At 41.6% G+C, this 20,164-nt stretch carries 18 protein-coding genes and 1 pseudogene; 12 read left to right on the forward strand and 7 right to left on the reverse strand.

The window, feature by feature from the left end; genetic code table 11:
• Nucleotides 1–40: 40 nt before the first annotated feature.
• Both sppA and MgSA37_RS16600 read left to right on the forward strand, forming a co-directional pair.
• Nucleotides 41–1,807 carry a signal peptide peptidase SppA gene (gene sppA / locus MgSA37_RS16595; RefSeq protein ID WP_096353476.1) on the forward strand — a complete coding sequence of 589 codons (1,767 nt, stop codon included), beginning with the start codon at nt 41–43 and terminating at the stop codon, nt 1,805–1,807.
• Nucleotides 1,808–1,980: 173 nt separating this feature from the next.
• On the forward strand, nt 1,981–4,506 hold the full coding sequence (locus tag MgSA37_RS16600; RefSeq protein WP_096353477.1) for a hybrid sensor histidine kinase/response regulator: 2,526 nt from the start codon (nt 1,981–1,983) through the stop codon (nt 4,504–4,506).
• Nucleotides 4,507–4,519: 13 nt separating this feature from the next.
• Here the strand turns inward: MgSA37_RS16600 and MgSA37_RS16605 are convergent, their stop codons facing one another.
• The 3 genes from MgSA37_RS16605 to MgSA37_RS16620 all read right to left on the reverse strand — a co-directional run bounded on the left by MgSA37_RS16605 (nt 4,520) and on the right by MgSA37_RS16620 (nt 6,984).
• Nucleotides 4,520–5,848 (reverse strand): sigma-54-dependent transcriptional regulator, encoded by a 1,329-nt coding sequence (locus MgSA37_RS16605; RefSeq protein WP_096353479.1) that lies wholly within the window; start codon nt 5,846–5,848, stop codon nt 4,520–4,522.
• A gap of 86 nt (nt 5,849–5,934) precedes the next feature.
• Nucleotides 5,935–6,243 (reverse strand): hypothetical protein, encoded by a 309-nt coding sequence (locus tag MgSA37_RS16610; protein WP_096353480.1) that lies wholly within the window; start codon nt 6,241–6,243, stop codon nt 5,935–5,937.
• Between the two features lie 357 nt (nt 6,244–6,600).
• Entirely contained in the window at nt 6,601–6,984 is a 384-nt protein-coding gene (locus MgSA37_RS16620) for a helix-turn-helix domain-containing protein (RefSeq protein ID WP_096353482.1), read from the reverse strand.
• A 131-nt stretch (nt 6,985–7,115) separates the two neighbouring features.
• Between MgSA37_RS16620 and MgSA37_RS16625 the strand changes: the two genes are divergently transcribed.
• The 7 genes from MgSA37_RS16625 to MgSA37_RS16655 all read left to right on the forward strand — a co-directional run bounded on the left by MgSA37_RS16625 (nt 7,116) and on the right by MgSA37_RS16655 (nt 12,732).
• Nucleotides 7,116–8,789 (forward strand): DNA polymerase/3'-5' exonuclease PolX, encoded by a 1,674-nt coding sequence (locus tag MgSA37_RS16625; RefSeq protein ID WP_096353484.1) that lies wholly within the window; start codon nt 7,116–7,118, stop codon nt 8,787–8,789.
• Nucleotides 8,790–8,979: 190 nt separating this feature from the next.
• Complete coding sequence (locus tag MgSA37_RS16630; RefSeq protein WP_096353485.1) at nt 8,980–9,165, forward strand: hypothetical protein; 186 nt, start codon at nt 8,980–8,982, stop codon at nt 9,163–9,165.
• Complete coding sequence (locus MgSA37_RS16635; RefSeq protein ID WP_157750606.1) at nt 9,165–9,962, forward strand: bifunctional heptose 7-phosphate kinase/heptose 1-phosphate adenyltransferase; 798 nt, start codon at nt 9,165–9,167, stop codon at nt 9,960–9,962. Before MgSA37_RS16630 ends, MgSA37_RS16635 begins: the two co-directional genes overlap by 1 nt.
• A gap of 162 nt (nt 9,963–10,124) precedes the next feature.
• Nucleotides 10,125–10,679, forward strand: coding sequence for a D-sedoheptulose 7-phosphate isomerase (locus tag MgSA37_RS16640; protein WP_096353488.1), 555 nt, complete (start codon nt 10,125–10,127; stop codon nt 10,677–10,679).
• Nucleotides 10,680–10,688: 9 nt separating this feature from the next.
• Entirely contained in the window at nt 10,689–11,051 is a 363-nt protein-coding gene (locus MgSA37_RS16645) for an adenylyltransferase/cytidyltransferase family protein (protein WP_232010662.1), read from the forward strand.
• Nucleotides 11,052–11,184: 133 nt separating this feature from the next.
• Nucleotides 11,185–12,147 (forward strand): glycosyltransferase family 9 protein, encoded by a 963-nt coding sequence (locus MgSA37_RS16650; RefSeq protein WP_096353490.1) that lies wholly within the window; start codon nt 11,185–11,187, stop codon nt 12,145–12,147.
• A gap of 105 nt (nt 12,148–12,252) precedes the next feature.
• Nucleotides 12,253–12,732 (forward strand): SixA phosphatase family protein, encoded by a 480-nt coding sequence (locus MgSA37_RS16655; RefSeq protein WP_157750607.1) that lies wholly within the window; start codon nt 12,253–12,255, stop codon nt 12,730–12,732.
• A gap of 235 nt (nt 12,733–12,967) precedes the next feature.
• Here the strand turns inward: MgSA37_RS16655 and dprA are convergent, their stop codons facing one another.
• On the reverse strand, nt 12,968–14,065 hold the full coding sequence (gene dprA / locus MgSA37_RS16660) for a DNA-processing protein DprA (protein WP_096353493.1): 1,098 nt from the start codon (nt 14,063–14,065) through the stop codon (nt 12,968–12,970).
• A gap of 431 nt (nt 14,066–14,496) precedes the next feature.
• Here dprA and MgSA37_RS16665 point away from each other — a divergent pair, with 431 nt between their 5' ends.
• From MgSA37_RS16665 to MgSA37_RS16675, 3 genes are all read left to right on the forward strand, one after another.
• Nucleotides 14,497–14,874, forward strand: a complete 378-nt coding sequence (locus tag MgSA37_RS16665) for a BlaI/MecI/CopY family transcriptional regulator (RefSeq protein WP_096353494.1) — start codon at nt 14,497–14,499, stop codon at nt 14,872–14,874.
• Nucleotides 14,871–16,811, forward strand: coding sequence for a M56 family metallopeptidase (locus MgSA37_RS16670; RefSeq protein ID WP_096353495.1), 1,941 nt, complete (start codon nt 14,871–14,873; stop codon nt 16,809–16,811). The genes MgSA37_RS16665 and MgSA37_RS16670 overlap by 4 nt, the downstream gene beginning before the upstream one ends.
• 207 nt (nt 16,812–17,018) lie before the next feature.
• The gene (locus tag MgSA37_RS16675) at nt 17,019–17,672 is read left to right on the forward strand and encodes a hypothetical protein (RefSeq protein ID WP_096353497.1); all 654 of its coding nucleotides are present in this window, start codon (nt 17,019–17,021) and stop codon (nt 17,670–17,672) included.
• Nucleotides 17,673–17,726: 54 nt separating this feature from the next.
• Here MgSA37_RS16675 and rsmG read toward each other — a convergent pair.
• From rsmG to MgSA37_RS16690, 3 genes and pseudogenes are all read right to left on the reverse strand, one after another.
• Nucleotides 17,727–18,352 (reverse strand): annotated as a pseudogene (rsmG, locus tag MgSA37_RS16680) (16S rRNA (guanine(527)-N(7))-methyltransferase RsmG).
• Entirely contained in the window at nt 18,342–18,947 is a 606-nt protein-coding gene (locus MgSA37_RS16685) for an RNA polymerase sigma factor (RefSeq protein WP_096353498.1), read from the reverse strand. Before MgSA37_RS16685 ends, rsmG begins: the two are co-directional and overlap by 11 nt.
• Nucleotides 18,938–20,059, reverse strand: coding sequence for a glycosyltransferase (locus MgSA37_RS16690; protein WP_232010663.1), 1,122 nt, complete (start codon nt 20,057–20,059; stop codon nt 18,938–18,940). The genes MgSA37_RS16685 and MgSA37_RS16690 overlap by 10 nt, the downstream gene beginning before the upstream one ends.
• Nucleotides 20,060–20,164 lie beyond the last annotated feature (105 nt).

Here is a 20,164-nt window from a genome sequence, read left to right on the forward strand (position 1 = left end):
AATTACTAAGTTTGCATAGTTAAAAGATTTAAAACACTTAATGAAACAATTCTTCAAATTTGTGCTGGCCAGCATGGTAGCGATAATTATTTCGGGTATCATTTTCGTAATCCTTATTATTGCAATCATAGCATCCTCAAGCGATAAAACGGTTGAGGTTGACGCTAATTCAGTTTTACATATCCAGTTCACCAAATCGATTGCTGAACGCACCCCGGAAAACCCGCTTAAAGATTTACCGTTTTTAGGATTGGACCAGGACGAATCAATAGGCCTTAACGATATCCTTTCGAACATCAAAAAAGCAAAAAACGACGCTAATATTAAAGGCATATTCCTGGATGAAACTGAAATACCTATAGGGCAGGCCACAGCCGAAGAAATCCGTAATGCACTGATCGACTTTAAAAAATCCGGCAAATTCATCATAGCTTACTCTGAAATATATACGCAGGGTTTTTATTACCTTGCTTCGGTAGCCGATAAGGTTTATTTAAACCCCAAAGGGATATTCCTCTTCCATGGATTTAACCAGCAGATCACCTTCATGAAAGGGGCACTTGACAAGTTGGGTATTGAAGCGCAGATTATTAAAGTAGGAACATATAAAAGCGCAGTTGAGCCATTTTTCCTTACCAAAATGAGCGATGCCAACCGTTTACAGGTAAACTCCTATTTAGGTTCGCTCTACAATAATTTTTTAGCAGGCATTGGCAAAAGCCGGAAGATTAGCAAAGACACTTTATTTAGCTATGCAAACAACCTGAAAATACGTTTTCCGGAAGATGCACTTAATTTCAAATTGGTAGATGGGTTGAAATACAAGGACGAAGTTTTAAATGAACTTAAAAAACGTACAGGTATTGAAACTAAAGATGACCTGAAAATAGTTGAGCTTTCTGATTATTCAAAAAGCATTCCTAACGGAGACGATCGTAAAAAGGAGTCCAAAAATCAGATCGCAATCATCTACGCATCCGGAGAAATTAACGGTGGAAATGGTGACGACAATACCATAGGTTCCGAAACGGTGTCAAAGGCGTTGCGCGAAGCGCGCCTTGACAATAAAGTTAAAGCCGTTGTTTTAAGGGTTAATTCGCCAGGAGGAAGCTCGCTGGCATCAGATGTGATCTGGCGCGAAGTAATGCTTACAAAAAAGGCAAAACCGATGATCGTATCCATGGGTGATTACGCGGCATCTGGTGGTTATTATATTGCTTGCGCAGCAGATTCCATTTTTGCTGAACCAAATACGATAACCGGCTCTATAGGTATTTTTGCCGTTTTACCCAACATGCAAAAGTTTTTTAATGACAAGTTGGGCATTACTTTCGATGGCGTAAAAACCGGCAAATATGCCGACCTTGGCGATGTTTCGAGGCCATTAACTGCTGAAGAACGGGCAATATTGCAAAACCAGGTGGACCATGGTTATGATGATTTTACCAAAGCAGTTGCCAGCGGCCGTCACAAAAGCCAGACCTATATTAATAGTATTGGACAAGGCCGTGTTTGGACCGGCGAACAAGCCATCACAAATGGGCTGGTTGACCGCCTGGGTAATATCAACGATGCCATCAAATCGGCAGCGAATATGGCCAAAATCAAAAACTATAAACTAAAGGCTTACCCTGACCAAAAAAGCTTTCTAAATAAATTCGGTTTGGATATGAGCGCCAAAATGAGGGCTCACTTTGTAAAATCCGAACTGGGTGAGAATTACAAATATTACGACCAGATTAAAAGCGTTACCCAAATGATGCGCACCCCCCAGGCCAGGTTGCCTTATGATATTGAGATAAATTAATTTTTTGCGATATATTTTGATTGGAGAGCCGTATACTAATTAGCATACGGCTTTTATTGTTTTACCTTACTGCGCTTTTATTTAATTAATACAACACCTTTGTCTTAAGAAGAAAATTTCCAAACACATAATTGCTCTTTTTGCGTTTAGATGTAAAACAAAACCACGAATAAATGCATGTAAGCAAGTTTTTCGGGTCAGTAAAGGGCAAAATAATTACAGCTTCAATATTGGCATGTTTTGCTGTTTTGATGGCCTGGGTCACCAGTAAAAGCTCCTTTCAGGCTTTGTTGGTTGCCTTTGAAGATGTTTCGGCCCCGAATGAGAAGTTACGGATCATCAATGAACTCTCGAGGAATGTCGTCCAGGTGGGGCAATCTCAGGAAATACCGGATATCAACAATCCTGACCGCTTTTATCGTTTCTTCAATGAAACAAAAAAGCTTAGCCGCAAGATTGATACCCTGAAAAATCTTTACGCAAACTCACCTGATCAGATAAAAAGACTCAATATCCTGAAAAAGCTTTTACATGACAGGGATAGGCTTTTTATAAACTATTTAAAGGTTAGGAATGAGCTGGTTAGCAATAAAACCTTTCACGCACAAATGCATTCTTTAAATGACATGGTAAGTAAAAAGGCCGGCCTTACAGATAGCATGGTTACCACGACCGAAAAAAAAACATCCACCACTACAATTTACCCTATTACAAAGGCCACGGATGAAAGTCATTCAAATGGCTTTTTCAGTAAGCTATTCAGGAGAAAAAAAGAGAGCCGGGAGAATAAGAATAGCGGCATCCCCTACCAGGTGGTAGATGAAGAATCATCTGTAAAACACGACACCCTTTCGAGGGCCGTAAAAGACAGTATGCTTAAAGAATTTGGTGCAACTATTCATCATTTGGAAGCTATCCAGCAAAGAAAAAGTCTTTCGTTTTTAAGCAGGGAAGCTATTTTGTTGAAATCAAGCTCGAAGGTGATGCATCAAATCCTGACGATCCTCAGGCAGGTTGAGACAGACGGGCTGACACAATCAACATTAAGCAACCGGCTTGCAAAAAACATGGTGGATAGCAGTATTAGGCGTATTAGTTTAATTATGCTGGCATTTTTTGTGGCAACTACTTTATTATTGTACCTCACTTTAACAGATATATCAAAGATTAACCGGTACCGCAAACAAATAGAACTGGCCAAAGAGGAAGCAGAATATCACAGCCTTGCCAAACAACGGTTTTTGTCAAATATGAGCCATGAGATCCGAACCCCCCTGCAGTCTATCATCGGCTTTGCTGAGAAAATGAACAAACAAAAAACCGGTACTGAAAGCGGCGATATTGATGCTATCTACAAATCCTCGGCGCATTTAATGCAAATTGTAAACGAAGTGCTTGATTACAACCGGATTGTATCCGGAAAATTCACTTTTACCAACCAGGTATTTAATTTAATGGAATTGCTGGACGAAGTAACCTCAGTTATGCAACTGCAGGCCGAAAAAAAGCATATTGAACTAAAAGCGGCCTATGATGCTCCTGTTTCTGCATTTGTAAATGGCGATCCTTTCAGATTAAAACAAATACTCTACAACTTACTGGGCAACGCGATAAAATTTACGCCGGAAGGTAAAGTTTTGTTGTCAGTTAAAGGCACCCCCGGTGATAATTCCATACATTATAATTTCGATATTTCGGATACAGGAATTGGCCTTTCAGACCAGGACATTGAACGGATATTTAATGAGTTTGAACAGGCAGATAACAATAACAAGCATAAATATTCAGGATCAGGGCTCGGGCTCCCTATAACCAAAGAACTTATTGAAATGCTGGGGGGCAACATCAGCGTTAAAAGCCGGTTAGGTAAAGGAAGTATGTTTTCTTTCGACCTTAAATATGAAAAAGCCTTAAAGCCGGAGACTATGGCCCGGGGGAAAACAGTACCAGTACAAACGCCCGACCGGGACATCATCTGGCTGGTTGACGATGACCCTTTTATGCTTGAATTATATGCCGGTATATTTGACAGATACCATAAGTGTTACCGCTGCTTTACTTCGCCGTTTGAGCTTTTGAATGCTGCTCCTGGCAGTGAAGTAAATTATATATTGATGGATATCAGAATGCCTGAAATGAACGGCATTGAACTTTGCAGTTTATTGCGCGCCAAACTTCCTGCAACTGTAAAATTATTTGCAGTAACTGCCCAGGCCCTACCCGAAGAACGTTCTTTGATTTTAAAGCAAGGCTTTGATGGCTTGCTTATGAAACCCTTCAGAGCGCATGATTTAATTAACATGATAACAAAAGGCGGGCAAGTTGCTGACGATAAAATTTCAATTGCCGGTATTGATATGAGCCTGGTTGAAAAAATGACCTTTGGCGATCCGAAACAAACCTTTAGTGTACTAAACAGGTTCGCGGAAGACAGCCTTAATGATATCGAACAACTTAATGATGCTATTGAAATAAAAGACAGCGAAACCGTTTTATTGATAACCCACCGTATCGCCGGCAGAACTGCCCAGGTAGGCGCCAAAGTATTGGCGGGAAATTTCAGGATTGCTGAAATGGATCTGGAAAAAGATAAAAAACTAACAGCAAATAAAATCAATCACCTCGTCGCTCTTACAGACAAACTACAAGAACTGGCCAGTGCTGTTAAAGAAACAAACAAACTTGAAACTCCTGCCTAAGCCTTTTTCAGTGTCAGGTATCGAGCCCGTACCGTTCGATTTTTGAATAGAGCGTTTTTCGGTCGATATTAAGCAGTTTGGCGGCTTTTGATTTATTGTATTTTACTTTTTGCAGGGTACTCTGAATCAAATTTTTCTCGTTTACCTCGTTTTGTGCCTTAAGATCCGTCGTTGCCACCTGGGCAAGATGATGGGTAATGCTGAATAACATTTCATCGGGCAACGTTTCTATACCGGCAATTTGTTCGGTACTCAGCAAAACCATGCGTTTAATTACGTTTTTAAGTTCACGTAAATTACCGGGCCAGTCATAATTATAAAAAGCAGTTTTAACTTCTGCAGCTATATCGTTTAAATCTCTCCCAAGTTCCAGGTTAGCCTGCCCGATAAAATGCCTTATAAATAAATCAAGTTCGTCTCTGCGGTCTCGTACAGGGGACAATTGTATCTTAAATTCATTTATCCGGTGATAAAGGTCCTGTCTGAAATTTCCTGCGCTTACGCTATTTAACAAATCATCATTTGTAGCTGTAATAAACCTAACATCAATGGGAATAGTCCGTCCCCCTCCTATTGGCTGTACTACTCTTTCCTGCAGGGCACGCAGCAGTTTTACCTGCACATCATAACTAAGGTTTCCCACCTCATCTAAAAAAAGCGTTCCGCCTTCTGCAATTTCAAAAAGTCCTTTTTTATCTGCGGCGGCACCTGTAAAAGCACCTTTTACATGCCCGAATAACTCACTTACCGCCAAATCATTGGATAGTGTACCACAGTCAATAGCAACAAACGGCTTGGCGGCTCTTTTGCTTCGGCTATGAATAACCCTTGCCACATATTCTTTACCTGTACCGCTTTCGCCCTGAATCAATACCGACATATTGGTTGGTGCAACAAGGCCGATATATTCATGAAGCTTAGCTGCATATTTGCTGTCGCTTTTTATAAATGCGATGTTTTCACCCGGCGAATACACCGGCTTTTTACCACCCAGGGCAATGTCCATTATCATCAATAACTCGTCGGGGTTTACCGGTTTGATGATATAATCCAAAGCTCCCGATCTAATAGCATTGATAGCCGTACGCACATCATTAAAGCTGGTCATGATAATTGCCGGAGTAGTCTGCCCGTTTTCCCGTACCTTTTTTAACAGATCCAGGCCGGTGCCATCGGGCAAACGATAGTCGAGCAGAAGCAAATCAAATAGTTCTTTTTCGACTAATTTGAATCCCTCTTTGGTGTTTTGAGTCGACTGCACCTGATGCCCGTGCTTATGTAAAAAACCGCGCAGCATCTGCGAAAACGTCAAATCGTCTTCAACAAGCAATATTTTTGCCATAATATGTTAATCATAGATATGGCAAAAATACAAAAGCCGGAGCTAAATCCGGCTTTTGTATTAATATATGATGATTTGGGCAATTATTATTGCACTATTTTCCCATCCTTATCAAGTTTGATCACCTGGGTCTGGGTATCTTTTTTAACAGTTATTTCATAATACCCGGTACTCCCGGATTTAACATAAAAAGCTTCAGTTGGCGTCCACTGTTTCACCGGATCAGTGGTTAAAGTGGTTTTTACTGCCGGCGGAAGTTCATCCAGTTTTATAGGTGTTTTTTGGGCGGTGTCCGCTACAGCAATAGTAGTAATTGATCTTTTGTTTTGAGTTGAGGGGCCAGCTTTCACCATGGTGAAACCTGCAATACCTAATGCCGCTACGGCTAAAATCATTTTTTCATGGTTATAATGTTTTGTTTTATAGTAACCCTATTAAACACAACCATGCCAAGTTGACTATCAATGCCGTATTTATCATGAAATCAAATACTTACAAACTGACCAAACAAAACAAAACTGTTGATTTATTCCACACGTTGAGGGGAACAGCAACAATTATTGAAATATCGCTGTTGATTGATTTCCCAAAAATATTAAATTATGACTGGCCGTCCGTCCGGGAAAGGTTTAGAGAAGCAAATATTTAAAAAAGCTGTAGTCACACTCAGAGTCGTAAGCCAACCTTCGATACATGAGCTGACCAAATAAAAATGCATTCTTAAATCGGTTTGGGTCAAAGGTTCGAAAAAACTAAACATTTTCTAAAATGACCTTGGGATCTAAATTCAGTTTCCGATACAATGCCTTTAAAAATAAAACATCAGGCTGACGTTCACCTGTCAATATCTGTGATAATTTAGGCTTACCTATACCTAACTTACCGGCCAATTTAGCCTGAGAGAGCTTATTTTCGAACATAAATAGCTCGACTACTTCAGATAAAGATGTCGGCTGTTTAACAGGCTTAAGGTGTAAAACTTCATCTTCGTATTTCTCAGCAGCAATTGTCATTGCCTGCAAATGTTCGATTTCTTCTTCAGAAAGATTTGCTTCACCCTTATTCATTAGGTCATAAATAGCCAGCATCGCGCCATGATAGTTTTTATTCGAATCTATTAAGAATTCATTTTTCATCTCGATGTTTTTTAAGGCTGCCCAAATTGCTCAAGTCACAAAAATAGCGGAATAATTATTATCGTATAAAATAACATTCACAAAACATCCCCATTCCATCCCTCTTTTGTATTTTTGCGCTTCAATCAATTATGGAAAACAAACCCATAGCCCGAAAGCTTCGCCTGTTATCGCAACTGATGGAACTGCATGAGGTAAATCCCTTTAAGGTAAAGTCGATGGCGAATGCTGCTTTTAAGGTAGATAAACTCCCCTTCTCCGCTAAAAATAAAACCACCGAAGATCTTGAAAAAATTGATGGCATTGGTAAAAGCACTGCCGCTAAAATAACTGAATTGCTGGAAACCGGCACCATGGCCGAGCTGGAAGAAATGCTGGATAAAACCCCGGCTGGTGTGGTGGAAATGATGGGCATTAAAGGCATTGGCCCTAAAAAGGTAGCGATCATCTGGCGCGACCTGGCCATAGAAAACCTTGGCGAATTATACTATGCCTGTAACGAAAACCGCCTGGTTGAGGCTAAAGGCTTTGGTTTAAAAACACAGGACGAGATCCGTAAGGTTATTGAGTTTAATATGGCCAGCAATGGCAAGTTCCTTTACGCCAAAATTGAAGAGGAAGCCAAAAATCTGCTGGATAAAATCAAAGCAATTTTACCGGATTCTTTAATTGAATTTGGCGGCGAATTCAGGCGTTGCTGCGAGATCATTAATAACCTGGTAATTGTTTTGGGTGATAATGACATGGATACCGCATTTAATTCAATTGCGGAATCTGGTATTATTCTCCAACCCATAGTCACCGGAAAACAGCTTAGCGGCGAGCTTGAAAATGGCTTGAAAATCGAATTGTTTTTTGTAGAAAAGCGTTATTTCTATCATGAATTATTTGTTCAAACAGGCGATACAGAACATATAAATGCAGTTTTAGCCCTTGCCGGTGATGTAATTGATCACCCGGAAAGTGAAGAAGTGATCTACAAAACTGCGGGCCTTGAATATATTCCGCCTGAGTTAAGAGAAGGAACAACCTTCATCGAGAAAGCTAAAAACAAGGCCCTACCTATATTGATCCAACTACCCGACCTGAAAGGATCGTTACATAACCACAGCACCTGGAGCGATGGCATCAACACCGTTGAAGAAATGGCGCTTTATTGCCGTGACGAACTGAACCTGGAATACCTGGGCATGTGCGACCACAGCAAAAGCGCTTTTTATGCTAAAGGTTTAAGTATTGAACAGGTGATCAACCAGCAGGAAGAAATTGATCACCTGAATAAAAAGCTGAACGGCTTTCATATTTTTAAAGGAATAGAATCGGATATATTATATGATGGTTCGCTGGATTACCCTGAAGAGATTTTAAAACGCTTTGATTTTATCGTAGCTTCCGTGCACTCCATCCTTAAAATGGATGAGGAAAAAGCAACTTCGCGCCTCATCAAAGCGATTGAAAACCCATATACTACTATATTGGGCCACCCAACAGGAAGGCTGTTACTGAGCCGCAGCGGCTACCCAATCAACTATAAAAAAGTAATTGATGCCTGCGCCGATAATAATGTAGTGATAGAAATAAATGCCAACCCGCTGCGTTTAGACCTCGACTGGCGCTGGCACCAATATGCCCTCGAAAAAGGCGTTTGGCTATCCATCAACCCGGATGCACACCGCAAGGAAGGCTTTTTGGATATGTATTATGGTATATTAGCCGGAAGAAAAGGCGGTTTATACAAAGAAAAATGCCTGAATGCATTATCATTGCAGGAGATAGCCTCTTTTTTTGCAAAAAAGAGGCAGTGATTGGAGATCAGTGATTAGAGATTAGCCCGAAAGTCAGTAAAGTCCGGAAGTCCGAAAGAAGCTGCAACTGACGTTTCGGCAATAATAACCTAATAAGTTATATAGAAGGAATAAAGAATATTGGAACGATCTGCATACCCTGCCACGCCAATGAACTAATGAACTAATGAACAAATGAACTAATGAACTAATGAACTTAATAAGTAAAGTACGTTCCATACAAGCAGCACAAAAAAGACCATCGGTACTGGTAATCGGCGATTTGATGGTTGATCATTATATATGGGGTTCGGCAACCAGGTTATCGCCTGAGGCGCCTGTGCCTGTAGTAAATGTAAAAAAAGAATCGACCACGCTGGGGGGGCAGGTAACGTAGTGCAAAACCTGGTGGCTTTGGGAGCACAGGTATCGGTTGCCGGCGTTATCGGTATTGATGCCTCCGGCAGGCAACTGATTGAAATAATGGCAGGCGAGGGTGTTAAAACTGACACGATTGTTGAAGATGGTTCACGTTCCACCACCATAAAAACCCGCATATTGGTGGGCAGTCATCAATTGGTGAGGGTTGACAGGGAAGTTACTGAACCTATTGCTGCTGAACTGGAAGAAAAACTGATTGCCGGCATTGTCGCAAATATTAATAGCGCAGATATTGTATTGTTATCAGATTATAACAAGGGATTGTTTGCGCCCGGACTTACTCAACGAATTATAAATATTGCCAATGAGCATCAAAAGAAAGTAGTAATTGATCCAAAAGGATTGAATTATGAGAAATATAAAGGTGCCTTCATTATCAAGCCAAACCGTAAGGAACTGGCGGAAGCTGCCAAAACAGAGAAAATAAGCAACCTTGCCGACCTGGAAAATGCAGCGAAAACCATTTTCCTGCAAACAGGTACCGATTACCTCATTGTAACGCTGTCTGAAGAAGGTATGGCGATTATTACCGAGCAAAGCAGTAAACTAATGCCCGTAAAGGCTACCGAAGTTTTTGATGTAACCGGCGCAGGTGATACCGTAATTGCCGTAATTGCCTATTTTACAGCGCTTGGCTTATCCGTTGAAGAAGCCTGCGAACTTGCCAACCACGCCGCAGCAAATGTAGTAAAGCATGTGGGCAGCGCAACAACTACTATTGATGAGATCATCAAAGATATGGAAGGGTATTAGGTTATTGGGTCATTAGGTCATTGCAATGATGGTGATGAAGTGTCCGTCCGTTATACATACGGCCACTTTGGGACAGAGCGGACGGGCTTCATTGGGTCATTAGGTCATTAAAAAATAAATCCGATCCGCCCATTGGCGGACGAAATCCGAAATTCTACTAACATGGTTATAAAAGAATTAAAAGATCATCAGCAGGTAATCCAAAAAGTGATTGACCATTTGGGTGGTGATATTGAAGCAGCTTGTATGATGATCACTGCTGTAATTCAAAAGGGCAATAAGGTGTTGCTGGCAGGCAATGGCGGCAGCGCTGCTGATGCACAACACATTGCAGCGGAATTGAGCGGAAGGTTTGTGAAAGAACGACGCGCTTTACCCGGTATCGCTTTAACAGTTGATACTTCTGCCCTAACCGCTATTGCCAATGATTACGGTTACGAACACGTATTTTCGCGGCAGGTAGAAGCGCTGGCGCAACCCGGTGACCTGTTTATCGGCATTTCAACAAGCGGCAACAGCCAGGGTATTTTAAATGCTTTTGAAGCAGCTACCAAACTGGGTTGCAAAACTTTAGGCTTATCCGGCAGGGATGGCGGCAAGATGAATGACCTATGCGAATTAAACATTGTAGTCCCATCGAATATCACCGCCAGGATACAGGAAATGCATATTTTAATTGGGCATATCCTGTGCAAGGCGGTTGATGATTTATTTTAGATTGATTTTATGCGCACCGATATAGAAAACACCCTTTTAAATAAGATATTGGATCTTCCCTCTATCAAAAACCATGTGCTTACCTGGCAGGCTGAAGGGCAAAAGGTTGTTTTTACCAACGGCGTTTTCGACCTGCTGCACATTGGCCATCTTACTTATATGGCAAAGGCAGCGGAGTTGGGCGACAAACTGATCATCGGCCTAAACTCGGATGCTTCGGTAAAGCGTATTAAAGGTGATGACCGGCCTGTAAACGACCAGAATAGCCGTGCAGCACTATTGGCAGCTTTATTTTTGTTGACGCGATCACCATTTTTGAGGAAAATACCCCTGCAGATCTCATCAAAACATTACTGCCTGATATACTGGTAAAAGGCGCTGATTATGCTATTGAAAATATTGTGGGCGCCAAAGAAGTACTGGCCAACGGTGGCGAAGTAAAAACCATCAATTTTGTAGAGGGCTATTCATCCACCTCTATCATCAATAAAATCAGGAACAGGACATGAAGATTTTGGTGATCAGGTTCAGTTCAATGGGCGATATCATTTACACAACGCCCGTAGTGCGCTGCCTTAAGAAGCAATTACCTAATGCCGAAATTCACTTTTTAACCAAACCCGCGTTTAAATACATCTATGATAACAACCCCTATGTGGATAAATTGCTGTTATTAAAGGATAAGCTTGCCGGTACTATTAATGAGATAAAAGCAGAAAAATACGATTATATCATTGATCTGCATAATAACCTGCGTACAACGCTGATCAAATTCAATGTGCGGGTTAAATCATCCACCTATAAAAAACAGCGGATACAAAAGTGGCTGAGTTTAAAATTCAAACTAAAACTGGTACCGCCGGTGCATTTGGTCGACCGTTATTTAAAAACGGTTGCATTTTTAGGGGTTAAAAATGATGAACAGCCCATTGATTATTATATCAAAGCCGATCATAAATTAAGTAAATTACTGCCGCCATCCTACCGGGATGGCTATATTGCTTTCATTATAGGGGCCACGCATTTTACCAAAAGAATGCCCAACAGCAAGATCATCAGCATATGCAATCAGCTAAAGCACCCGGTTGTTTTGCTTGGCGGAAATGACGTGAAAGCAAATGGCGATGAAATTGCCGCTCAGTCAGATAATGTTTATAATGCCTGTGGCATCACTACCCTTGACGAATCCGTATTCCTGGTATCAAAGGCAAAAAGTGTGATAGGTTTCGATACCGGATTAACCCATATTGCCGAAGCATTTGATGTTCCTATTGCTTCTGTTTGGGGTGGCACGGTGCCCGAACTATTAGGTGTTCAGCCATATAAAGTAAAAGAAGTGCTGATTGCCGGGATCGATCTTGATTGTCGCCCATGCTCCAGGTTCGGGTTGGAAAAATGTCCGCTCGGGCATTTTAAGTGCATGAATGATATGCCTGAGAGGCCTATTGTTGATTTTGCCGACCGGTAAATACCCTTGCCCGCAAAAACTATCCATCTATCTGTACGTTAATAATAAAGCGCGAAGTATATTTAAATAAATCTTCGGTAATTGGGCTTATTTTATTTATTTTACATGATGAAAAAATTGATCCTGATACGGCATGCCAAAGCGGAAAAAGATTCGTTCGGGAAGGATTTTGACAGGCCCCTAAAATACCCAGGTATCCAGGATGCAAGGTTTATGGCCGATCGTCTTAAAGAAAAGGCGATTATACCCCAACTTATCGTAACCAGCCCGGCTTTACGTACCAAAACCACTGCTGAAATATTTGCCGATACTTTTCATTTGCCCGATCCAACTACCAAAAAATCAATTTACGAAGCCAGCAGGGAAGCCTGGTTGAAAGTAATCAACGGATTGCCAGATGAATATGATACCATAGCCGTTGTGGGGCATAATCCCGGCGTTGCCGAAATTTTGAGATATTTAACCGGCGAAGGCAGGGAAGTGCATACTTCTACCACGGCCCTGGTTGAATTTGACATTGATAATTGGGCTGAAGTAACCGGGGATACTGGTAAACTGGTTTTTTATAGTTCGCCAAAGGAGTAGGCATTGGGTCATTGGGTCATTAAGTCATTACAAGGTGGCAATCATGTGTCCGTCCCAAGTTCAGCCAGCCACCTTGTGGACAGGTCCGACCGCACTCTAATCACCCTGTCATTGCGAGCGTAGCGTGGCAATCTCTTCGTTGATAGGTAAACGGTAGTGCAATAGCGACGAGTTTGCTTCGTCGTTCCTCCTTGCAATGACAAATTAGAACTAATCTCTAACCTCCAGTCTCTAATTAACTAATGCAATACGTTTTCCCAGGCAACGACCTGATATACCCCTGCATTTCCATGTTTAAAAGGTTCATTGCAAGTAAGCTTGTAGGTAAATTGGCTTTTATGGTGAGGTCGTCAATAGCAACAGGTGTGCTGCTTTGTTTCAAAATATCAAATATCAATTGCTCTTCCGCCGAAAGATCTATCGGCAGCATAAATTGTTCCGCTGGTTTCAGGTTATCTGCTTTTTCCCATCCCAGGCTATATGCCAGGTCTGCCACACAGGTAAGCAGTGCTGCTTTATTATTACGGATCAGGAAGTTACATCCCTCGGAGTAATCGTCTCCTACCCTGCCCGGGAAGGCAAACACATCCCGGTTATAGGAGTTGGCAATTTCCGCTGTAATTAATGCGCCACCTTTTATCCCGGCTTCAATCACCACCGTTGCATCTGCCATGCCGGCAACAATGCGGTTGCGTTGCGGGAAGTTTTCCCTGTCGGGGATGGTGCCCGATAGGTATTCAGATAATAATCCGCCGTTATCAAGCATTTTTTCGGCTGTTGCCCTGTTCTGGCTCGGATACATCCTGTCGAGCCCATGCCCCAGTACGCCTACGGTCGGTACATTCAGCTTTACGCACTCTTTGTGCGCTGTAACATCAATCCCCAAAGCCAAACCGCTTACTATGAGTATATTGTATTGCTTTAGCTCTTCTACCAGCTCACGGCACAGGTGTTTGCCATATTCGGTGGCGTTACGGGTGCCAACAATACTTATAACATGCTGCATGTTTAAATTGGCATTCCCCTTCGAGAATAACAAAATCGGCGAATCATTGCAGTTTTTCAGGCGTTTGGGATACCTGCCATCCGTATAAAAAATAATATCTATCCCGTTCTTTTCCACAAATTTTAATTCTGCTTCGGCTTTGGTAAGCGATTCCTTAAAGTTAAGCTGGCTGATGGTCTTCTCGCCGATACCCGGTACACGCAGCAATTTATAGTTAGGTGCGTTAAAAACATTTTCGGCATCGCCAAAATGACTAACCAATAGTTTTGCCAGTGATGGGCCTATATTATTTAAAAGCGTTAACGCAACCTGGTGCAATTGTGACATAAGTAAAGATATATGGCACTAAAATATAAAAATCCTAAGAATTTTAGCAAAAAAAAGCATCCAAATGCCCTTAAAGTAACCAAAAGAACATTTGAGTGAAATTGCCGTGTAAAGGCGGCTCCTGACGGAGCCTACAATTTCAGATGGACAATTCTATAAACAGGCGACTCCTAACGGAGTTAACCAAACGCCTCACCAATTGGATATTGGCTTCAGCGAAGCCACCTGTTTATAGAAAAATGGCTAAAAAGGTTTACGGCTCCGTTAGGAGCCTCCTCCTACCGACCGTTTTGAAGCGACTTTTAATACGTTTGCCTCGAGGAAAATTCCTTATCTTTTTATTGTTCATTCATTTTCAGAAAAAACTATAAAAATAGTTTGCAAACTATAAAAATAGTTTTACCTTTACTTAACTATAAAAATAGTTTGCTATGCATATTAAAGAATTAACAAAAGCCGAAGAGCAGGTAATGCAAATTTTATGGCAATTAAAGGAAGCCATTGTGAAAGACATCATTGAGGAAATGCCTGAACCAAAGCCTGCCTATAACACCGTTTCAACCGTGGTAAGGGTATTGGAGGGCAAAGGATTTATCGACCATAAAGCCTATGGCAACTCCCACGTTTACTTTCCGGCGGTGCAGGAGGCTGATTATAAAAAGTTTACGTTTGATAAGATGATGAAAAACTATTTCAACAACTCTTACCAAAGCCTGGTATCCTTTATTGCCGATGAAAAAAAGCTTGACCTGAATGAACTTGATGAATTAACCCAATTGTTAAACAACCTTAAAAACGAAAGATCATGAACTGGCTGCAATACCTGCTGGAGGCTAATTTATACCTGGGTGTATTTTACCTTGTTTATTGTTTGCTTTTAAACAGGGAAACCTATTACCTGTTTAACCGCGCTTATTTGCTGTTTAGCTGCGTAATCTCCTTTGTTTTACCGCTGGTGCAGCTGGGCTTCCTGCGGCGCGACCAATCTGTTCAAACTGTGTCGTACGTTATTGCTGCACACGGCGCCAATAACTATGATAAAGCGGCACAATTTGCCTGGGCAGATTATTTTACTTTGCAAAACTGTGTGTTGGGCGTATACCTGTTGGGTGCAGTTATTTTTACTGTCCTGCTCATCATTAAACTTACCCGTTTGTTCAGGCTTACCCGAAGCAGGTCGGCTATGGTTGATAAGCAGTATAAACTGGTGCATATTAATGACTCCAACTCGGCTTTCTCGTTTTTTAATTACCTGTTCATCGGCACAAAAGCAATGGATGCGGAGATTATTATCCGGCATGAGCTGGTGCATATCCGCCAAAAGCATTCATTTGATATTATCCTGCTTGAACTTTTACGGATCATTAATTGGTTTAACCCGCTCATTTACCTGCTGCAAAACAGCCTGAAAACCGTACACGAATACATTGCCGACGAACAAACAGCATCCTACAAAACCAATCCCCTCGCCTATTCCACCTTCCTGGTAAACAATGCATATGGCATCGGCGGGCCATCTGTTACGCATTCATTTTTCAATTATAACCTTTTAAAAAAGAGAATCATTATGCTTAATCAAAAACGATCGGGTAGTTTGGCAAGGCTAAAATACCTGTTAACGGTGCCCGTATGCGCCGGGCTGCTCTGTGTTTCCACACTGGGGTTCAGTAAAACGTACGGCTGGGTGGTATTGGCGCCAAAAATGTCGTCCGCCATCAATTCAGTCCAAAAAGTAAAAACCCTGAAATTAACAGAGGGCGACATTGTGGGTTACGGTGATAAAATGACCGTACATGGCAAGCTTTACACAGTAAATAACGTTACCGATGCTGACGAGGCTTATTTGCTGAAAACCTATAAAATAAAGCTTGAAGTGGTAGAGATTAAGGGTAAACCAGGGCAGGCAACTCTATTTTTTCCTTCAACAGGGACAAAAGACACCGATAAAAATTCATCGGGCGTAACTTCCAAAGGTTATAAGTACAGGCAGGCAGGCTATGTGGTCAACAACAAATCAGATATCCTGGTCATCATTACCGAAAAAAATGGTGAAGAAAGAGGGTATTACCGAAACTCCCTCACCCCGGCACAGGTACATTTTTTGAAGGAAAAATATGGTTATACCTACCCGAAAATGGCAATTTTTGCGAAGCTCCCTCCCCCTCCTCCCAGGCCAGTTGCTCCCGTAGCTAAACAAGCCAAACTTACGCTGCCAACAGTAAAGGCTGATGTTACAATTGTTGAACCTGTTGCACCGGTGAAGCAAAAATTAGCGCTGCCTGGTAAACCTGAAAAGCCTGCACCACCAGTAAAGGCTGAAATTACCATTAATGAGCCGGTTGCTCCCGTTCAGGTTAAATTGATGCCACCACCACCGCCAATGGCACCGTACATGCCTTTAACCAATGCGTATGCCGCGCTCGAAAAATACATTGCTAAACATGTAAGATACCCGGCGGTTGCGCGTGAAAATAAAGTAACGGGTAGTGCTGTTATACAATTTGATTTAAACGCTGATCATAAAATAACAAATGTTGCCCTTATCAAGGGAATAGGAAACCGCTGCGATGAAGAGGCAATGAGGGTATTAAATGAATATAACGACGCTATTGACGCAAAGACGGGCACCTATAAAGTTGCCGTAACTTTTTTAATTGATGGCCTGCCGGCGCCTAAACCTGCCAGCGAAACATTAAGCAACGACCCGTCATTTATCGGCGAAGTGGTGGTAGAGACCTATTTATAGTTAAAATAAATCAGTGTAATCACCCACAACCATCGGTGCAATCATATTTAAATAATCGGTGTAATCATGTTTTAACATAAATCACCTGCTTGGTTTCAAAAAACTCCTCATCAAAGTAATCTTTGAGGTAATATTGCTGAACGGCTAAACCCGCTTCGGCAATTTCCTGTTCAAGGTCTTCAGAAATAATTTAATAAGTTTGAGCTTATGATCGACAATATACCAGGTTTTAACCAGCCGAGGCTCACTATGGCTTTTATTAAGGCCGATGTAACTGAAATACAGGAGGCGCTGATAAATTGGCAAACCCCACTTGTTAAGAGGAATAATAATTCACTTTCTTCAGAAGAAGTAACCGGCGATTTTAATTCAGCCTATGAAAAGCTTTTCCCAATGACAAGCGGGGAAATTAGAAGATACCTTCTTCTGCCCACCACAAGCCAATGGGTGGGCTTTATTGATAATATATGGACAGGAACTGATCGAACTTGTCCCTGGGTGTTGGCTGAACGATTAAAAACAGAATATATACACTTGGTTTATAACAATACTTCCGCGGAGAGTTTGGTAGATTATCATAGTTTTATGGCGGCCGAATTAAAAACAATCAGAACTGTGGGCGTAATAAAAGAAAATGGCTGGAAATTTCAGCAATACGGAAAGCCATTAAAATTTGAACAGACAGAAAATTATAATAACAGAATTGTTAAATCCCGGTTTACTTTTGATCAACTATGTCAATTTTTGAATTATTTTGGCATTAATGCGTTTGATATTAACTTTTACATGCCTGAAAAATCTGCGATTTTAATCAAAAAGATGGGGCCTTATTTTCCTGCTACGAGGGAAATTAGCCAATAGTATGGTTGGCCCGTTTGCTAAAGTTATGAGGTTTCCTGAATGGGTGATCACCCTTTAACATAAAACATAAATCACCTGCTTGGTTTCAAAAAACTCCTCATCAAAGTAATCTTTGAGGTAATATTGCTGAACGGTTAAACCCGATTCGGCAATTTCCTGTTCAAGGTCTCCCCCTTTTAAATACAGGATCCCGTTAGGTAAAATATTTTTGGATTGCTTGTTAAACTTGCCTTTTACCCAGGGATAAAACTCCTTTAAGCGGGTAACCGCCCTCGATACTACAAAATCAAACTTTTCATCCACCTGCTCGGCCCGCCGGTGCGATGCCCGTACATTGGTTAGCCCCAGGGCTTTGGCCACTTCCTGCACTACTTTTATTTTTTGCCGATAGAATCAACCAAATAAAACTCCGTGTCCGGAAATAATATGGCTAAAGGGATGCCCGGAAAACCGCCGCCGGTACCTACATCCAGCACCTTTTCGCCGGGTAAAAAAGGCATTACTTTGGCTATGCCCAATGAGTGCAGCACATGGCGCTCATACAGCTGCTCAATATCCTTGCGCGAGATTACATTGATCTGGTCGTTCCAGAACTGGTATAATCCGGGTAAGCGATTAAATTGCTCAAGCTGCTGAGCCGTTAGGGATGGAAAATATTTGGTGATCAGATCAGATGTCATCCCTGTTAAAGCGGTTGATGATATTGCCAAGCAAATACCTGGCCCTGAACAACTGCGCCTTAACGGTACCTAAAGGCAAATCCAGCTGCTGGGCAATTTCTTCGTAGGATAATTCGTCAAAATAACGCAGGGTGATGAGGTTACGGTAACGCGATGGCAAACTTTCAATCAGTAATTTAAGCTCCTGGGTTTGTTGTTTTTTAATGGATGTTTCTTCCGGATTTAACACATCGGCTTTTATCTGGAGTTGTTTTTCCTCGCCGTCGTCATCCATCATCCCGTGGATCGACATGGTATTCAACTTTTTTTTCCTGATAAAATCGATACAGTTATTGGTAGCAACCCTGAATAACCAGGTGCTGAAAGCGTAGTCGGGTTGGTATTTGTCGAGTTTTTCAAAGGCTTTGGCAAAGGTTTCAACGGTAAGGTCCATCGCATCTTCCTTATTGTTCACCATCTTCAGCACCATAAAATAAATGGAATCTTTGTAACGGTGCATCAGGTCGGCATAAGCTTTCTGATCGCCCTGGCGCGCTCTTACAACAAGGTGAAAATCGTTCTTAGCATTCTCTGTAAAATTCGAATTTATTTCCATTTAGTAGTTTTTATAAAAGTGCCGATAAGGCCGAAAGTGTTTAAGTAAAGGTAATAAATCATATCTAAAAATGGCAAATACCATATTAAATCCCTGCCACTTAAACGCTTAAATAGTTTGTTATAAACAATAACCTGAAAAATCAATCTAAACATAAACAAACCTGCGGCTAACAGGGGCTCAAAGTTGAAAACTAAGCATAATGTTAATAAAATATAGAACAGGAAACCGCTTAATGCATCCAAACTCAACATGCGTTTATGCCTGGCCTTATAAATTTTACCCACGCCAAAGTGCCTCTTTTTTTGCCTGAACCAGGCCGACCAGCTGTCCTTTGCATCGGTATACACAAAGGAATCTTCATGGATCTCAATCACCGTATTATCAGGCGTAGCATTTTGGTTTACAAACAGGTCGTCGTCGCCGGATAGGACGTGCATGTGCGCCGCAAAGCCCTTGGCCCCAAAAAACAAAGTCTTGGTATAGGCCAAATTCCTGCCGATGCCCATGTAAGCATCGCCATTAATGGCTGATGAAAGGTAATTAATAGCCGTTTTCAGGGTCTCGAACCGGATAAAGGCATTTAAAAAACCTTTAGCTTTAATATAAGGCGAGTAACCCAGCACAAGTTGCGCATCAGGGTTGGTAAAGTTGGCTGCCATACGGGCTATCCAATCTGCCGATGCCGGCGCACAATCTGCATCAGTAAATAAAAGGTGTTCGTTTTTTGCTGCTTTGATGCCTAAAGTAAGGGCAAACTTTTTGCCGGTTTTAAAGCGCACGTGCTCGGTAATGGTAACTACCTTTAAACGGGAGTAGCTTTTTTCAAACTCTTCCAGCACCAGGTCCGATTTATCATACGAGCAATCATTCACTACTACAACTTCAAAATCGGGGTAGTTTTGATTCAATATGGCAGGCAGGTTTTCGCTTAAGTTCCTGGCCTCATTACGCGCGCTGATGATCACCGAAACGGGTATGCCCGCGGGCTGCAGCTGCTCCATGGGTTTATATTCGGTTAGCCTGCTTTGGTTATTTACAAGAAAATATAACTGAACAATAAATGCTAACTGGAATAAAATGAATAGTGCTTCTTGAATATACGTTTCCAAACCCCTGGTATTTATAAGGTTGCAAAGTTGTTAAAAATTGTTGGAATGTGGGACGGTTGCCATGTTGAAAAGTTGTAATGTTGAAAAGTTGAGGATGTGGATGTT

Source organism: Mucilaginibacter gotjawali (assembly GCF_002355435.1).
GTDB lineage: Bacteria > Bacteroidota > Bacteroidia > Sphingobacteriales > Sphingobacteriaceae > Mucilaginibacter > Mucilaginibacter gotjawali.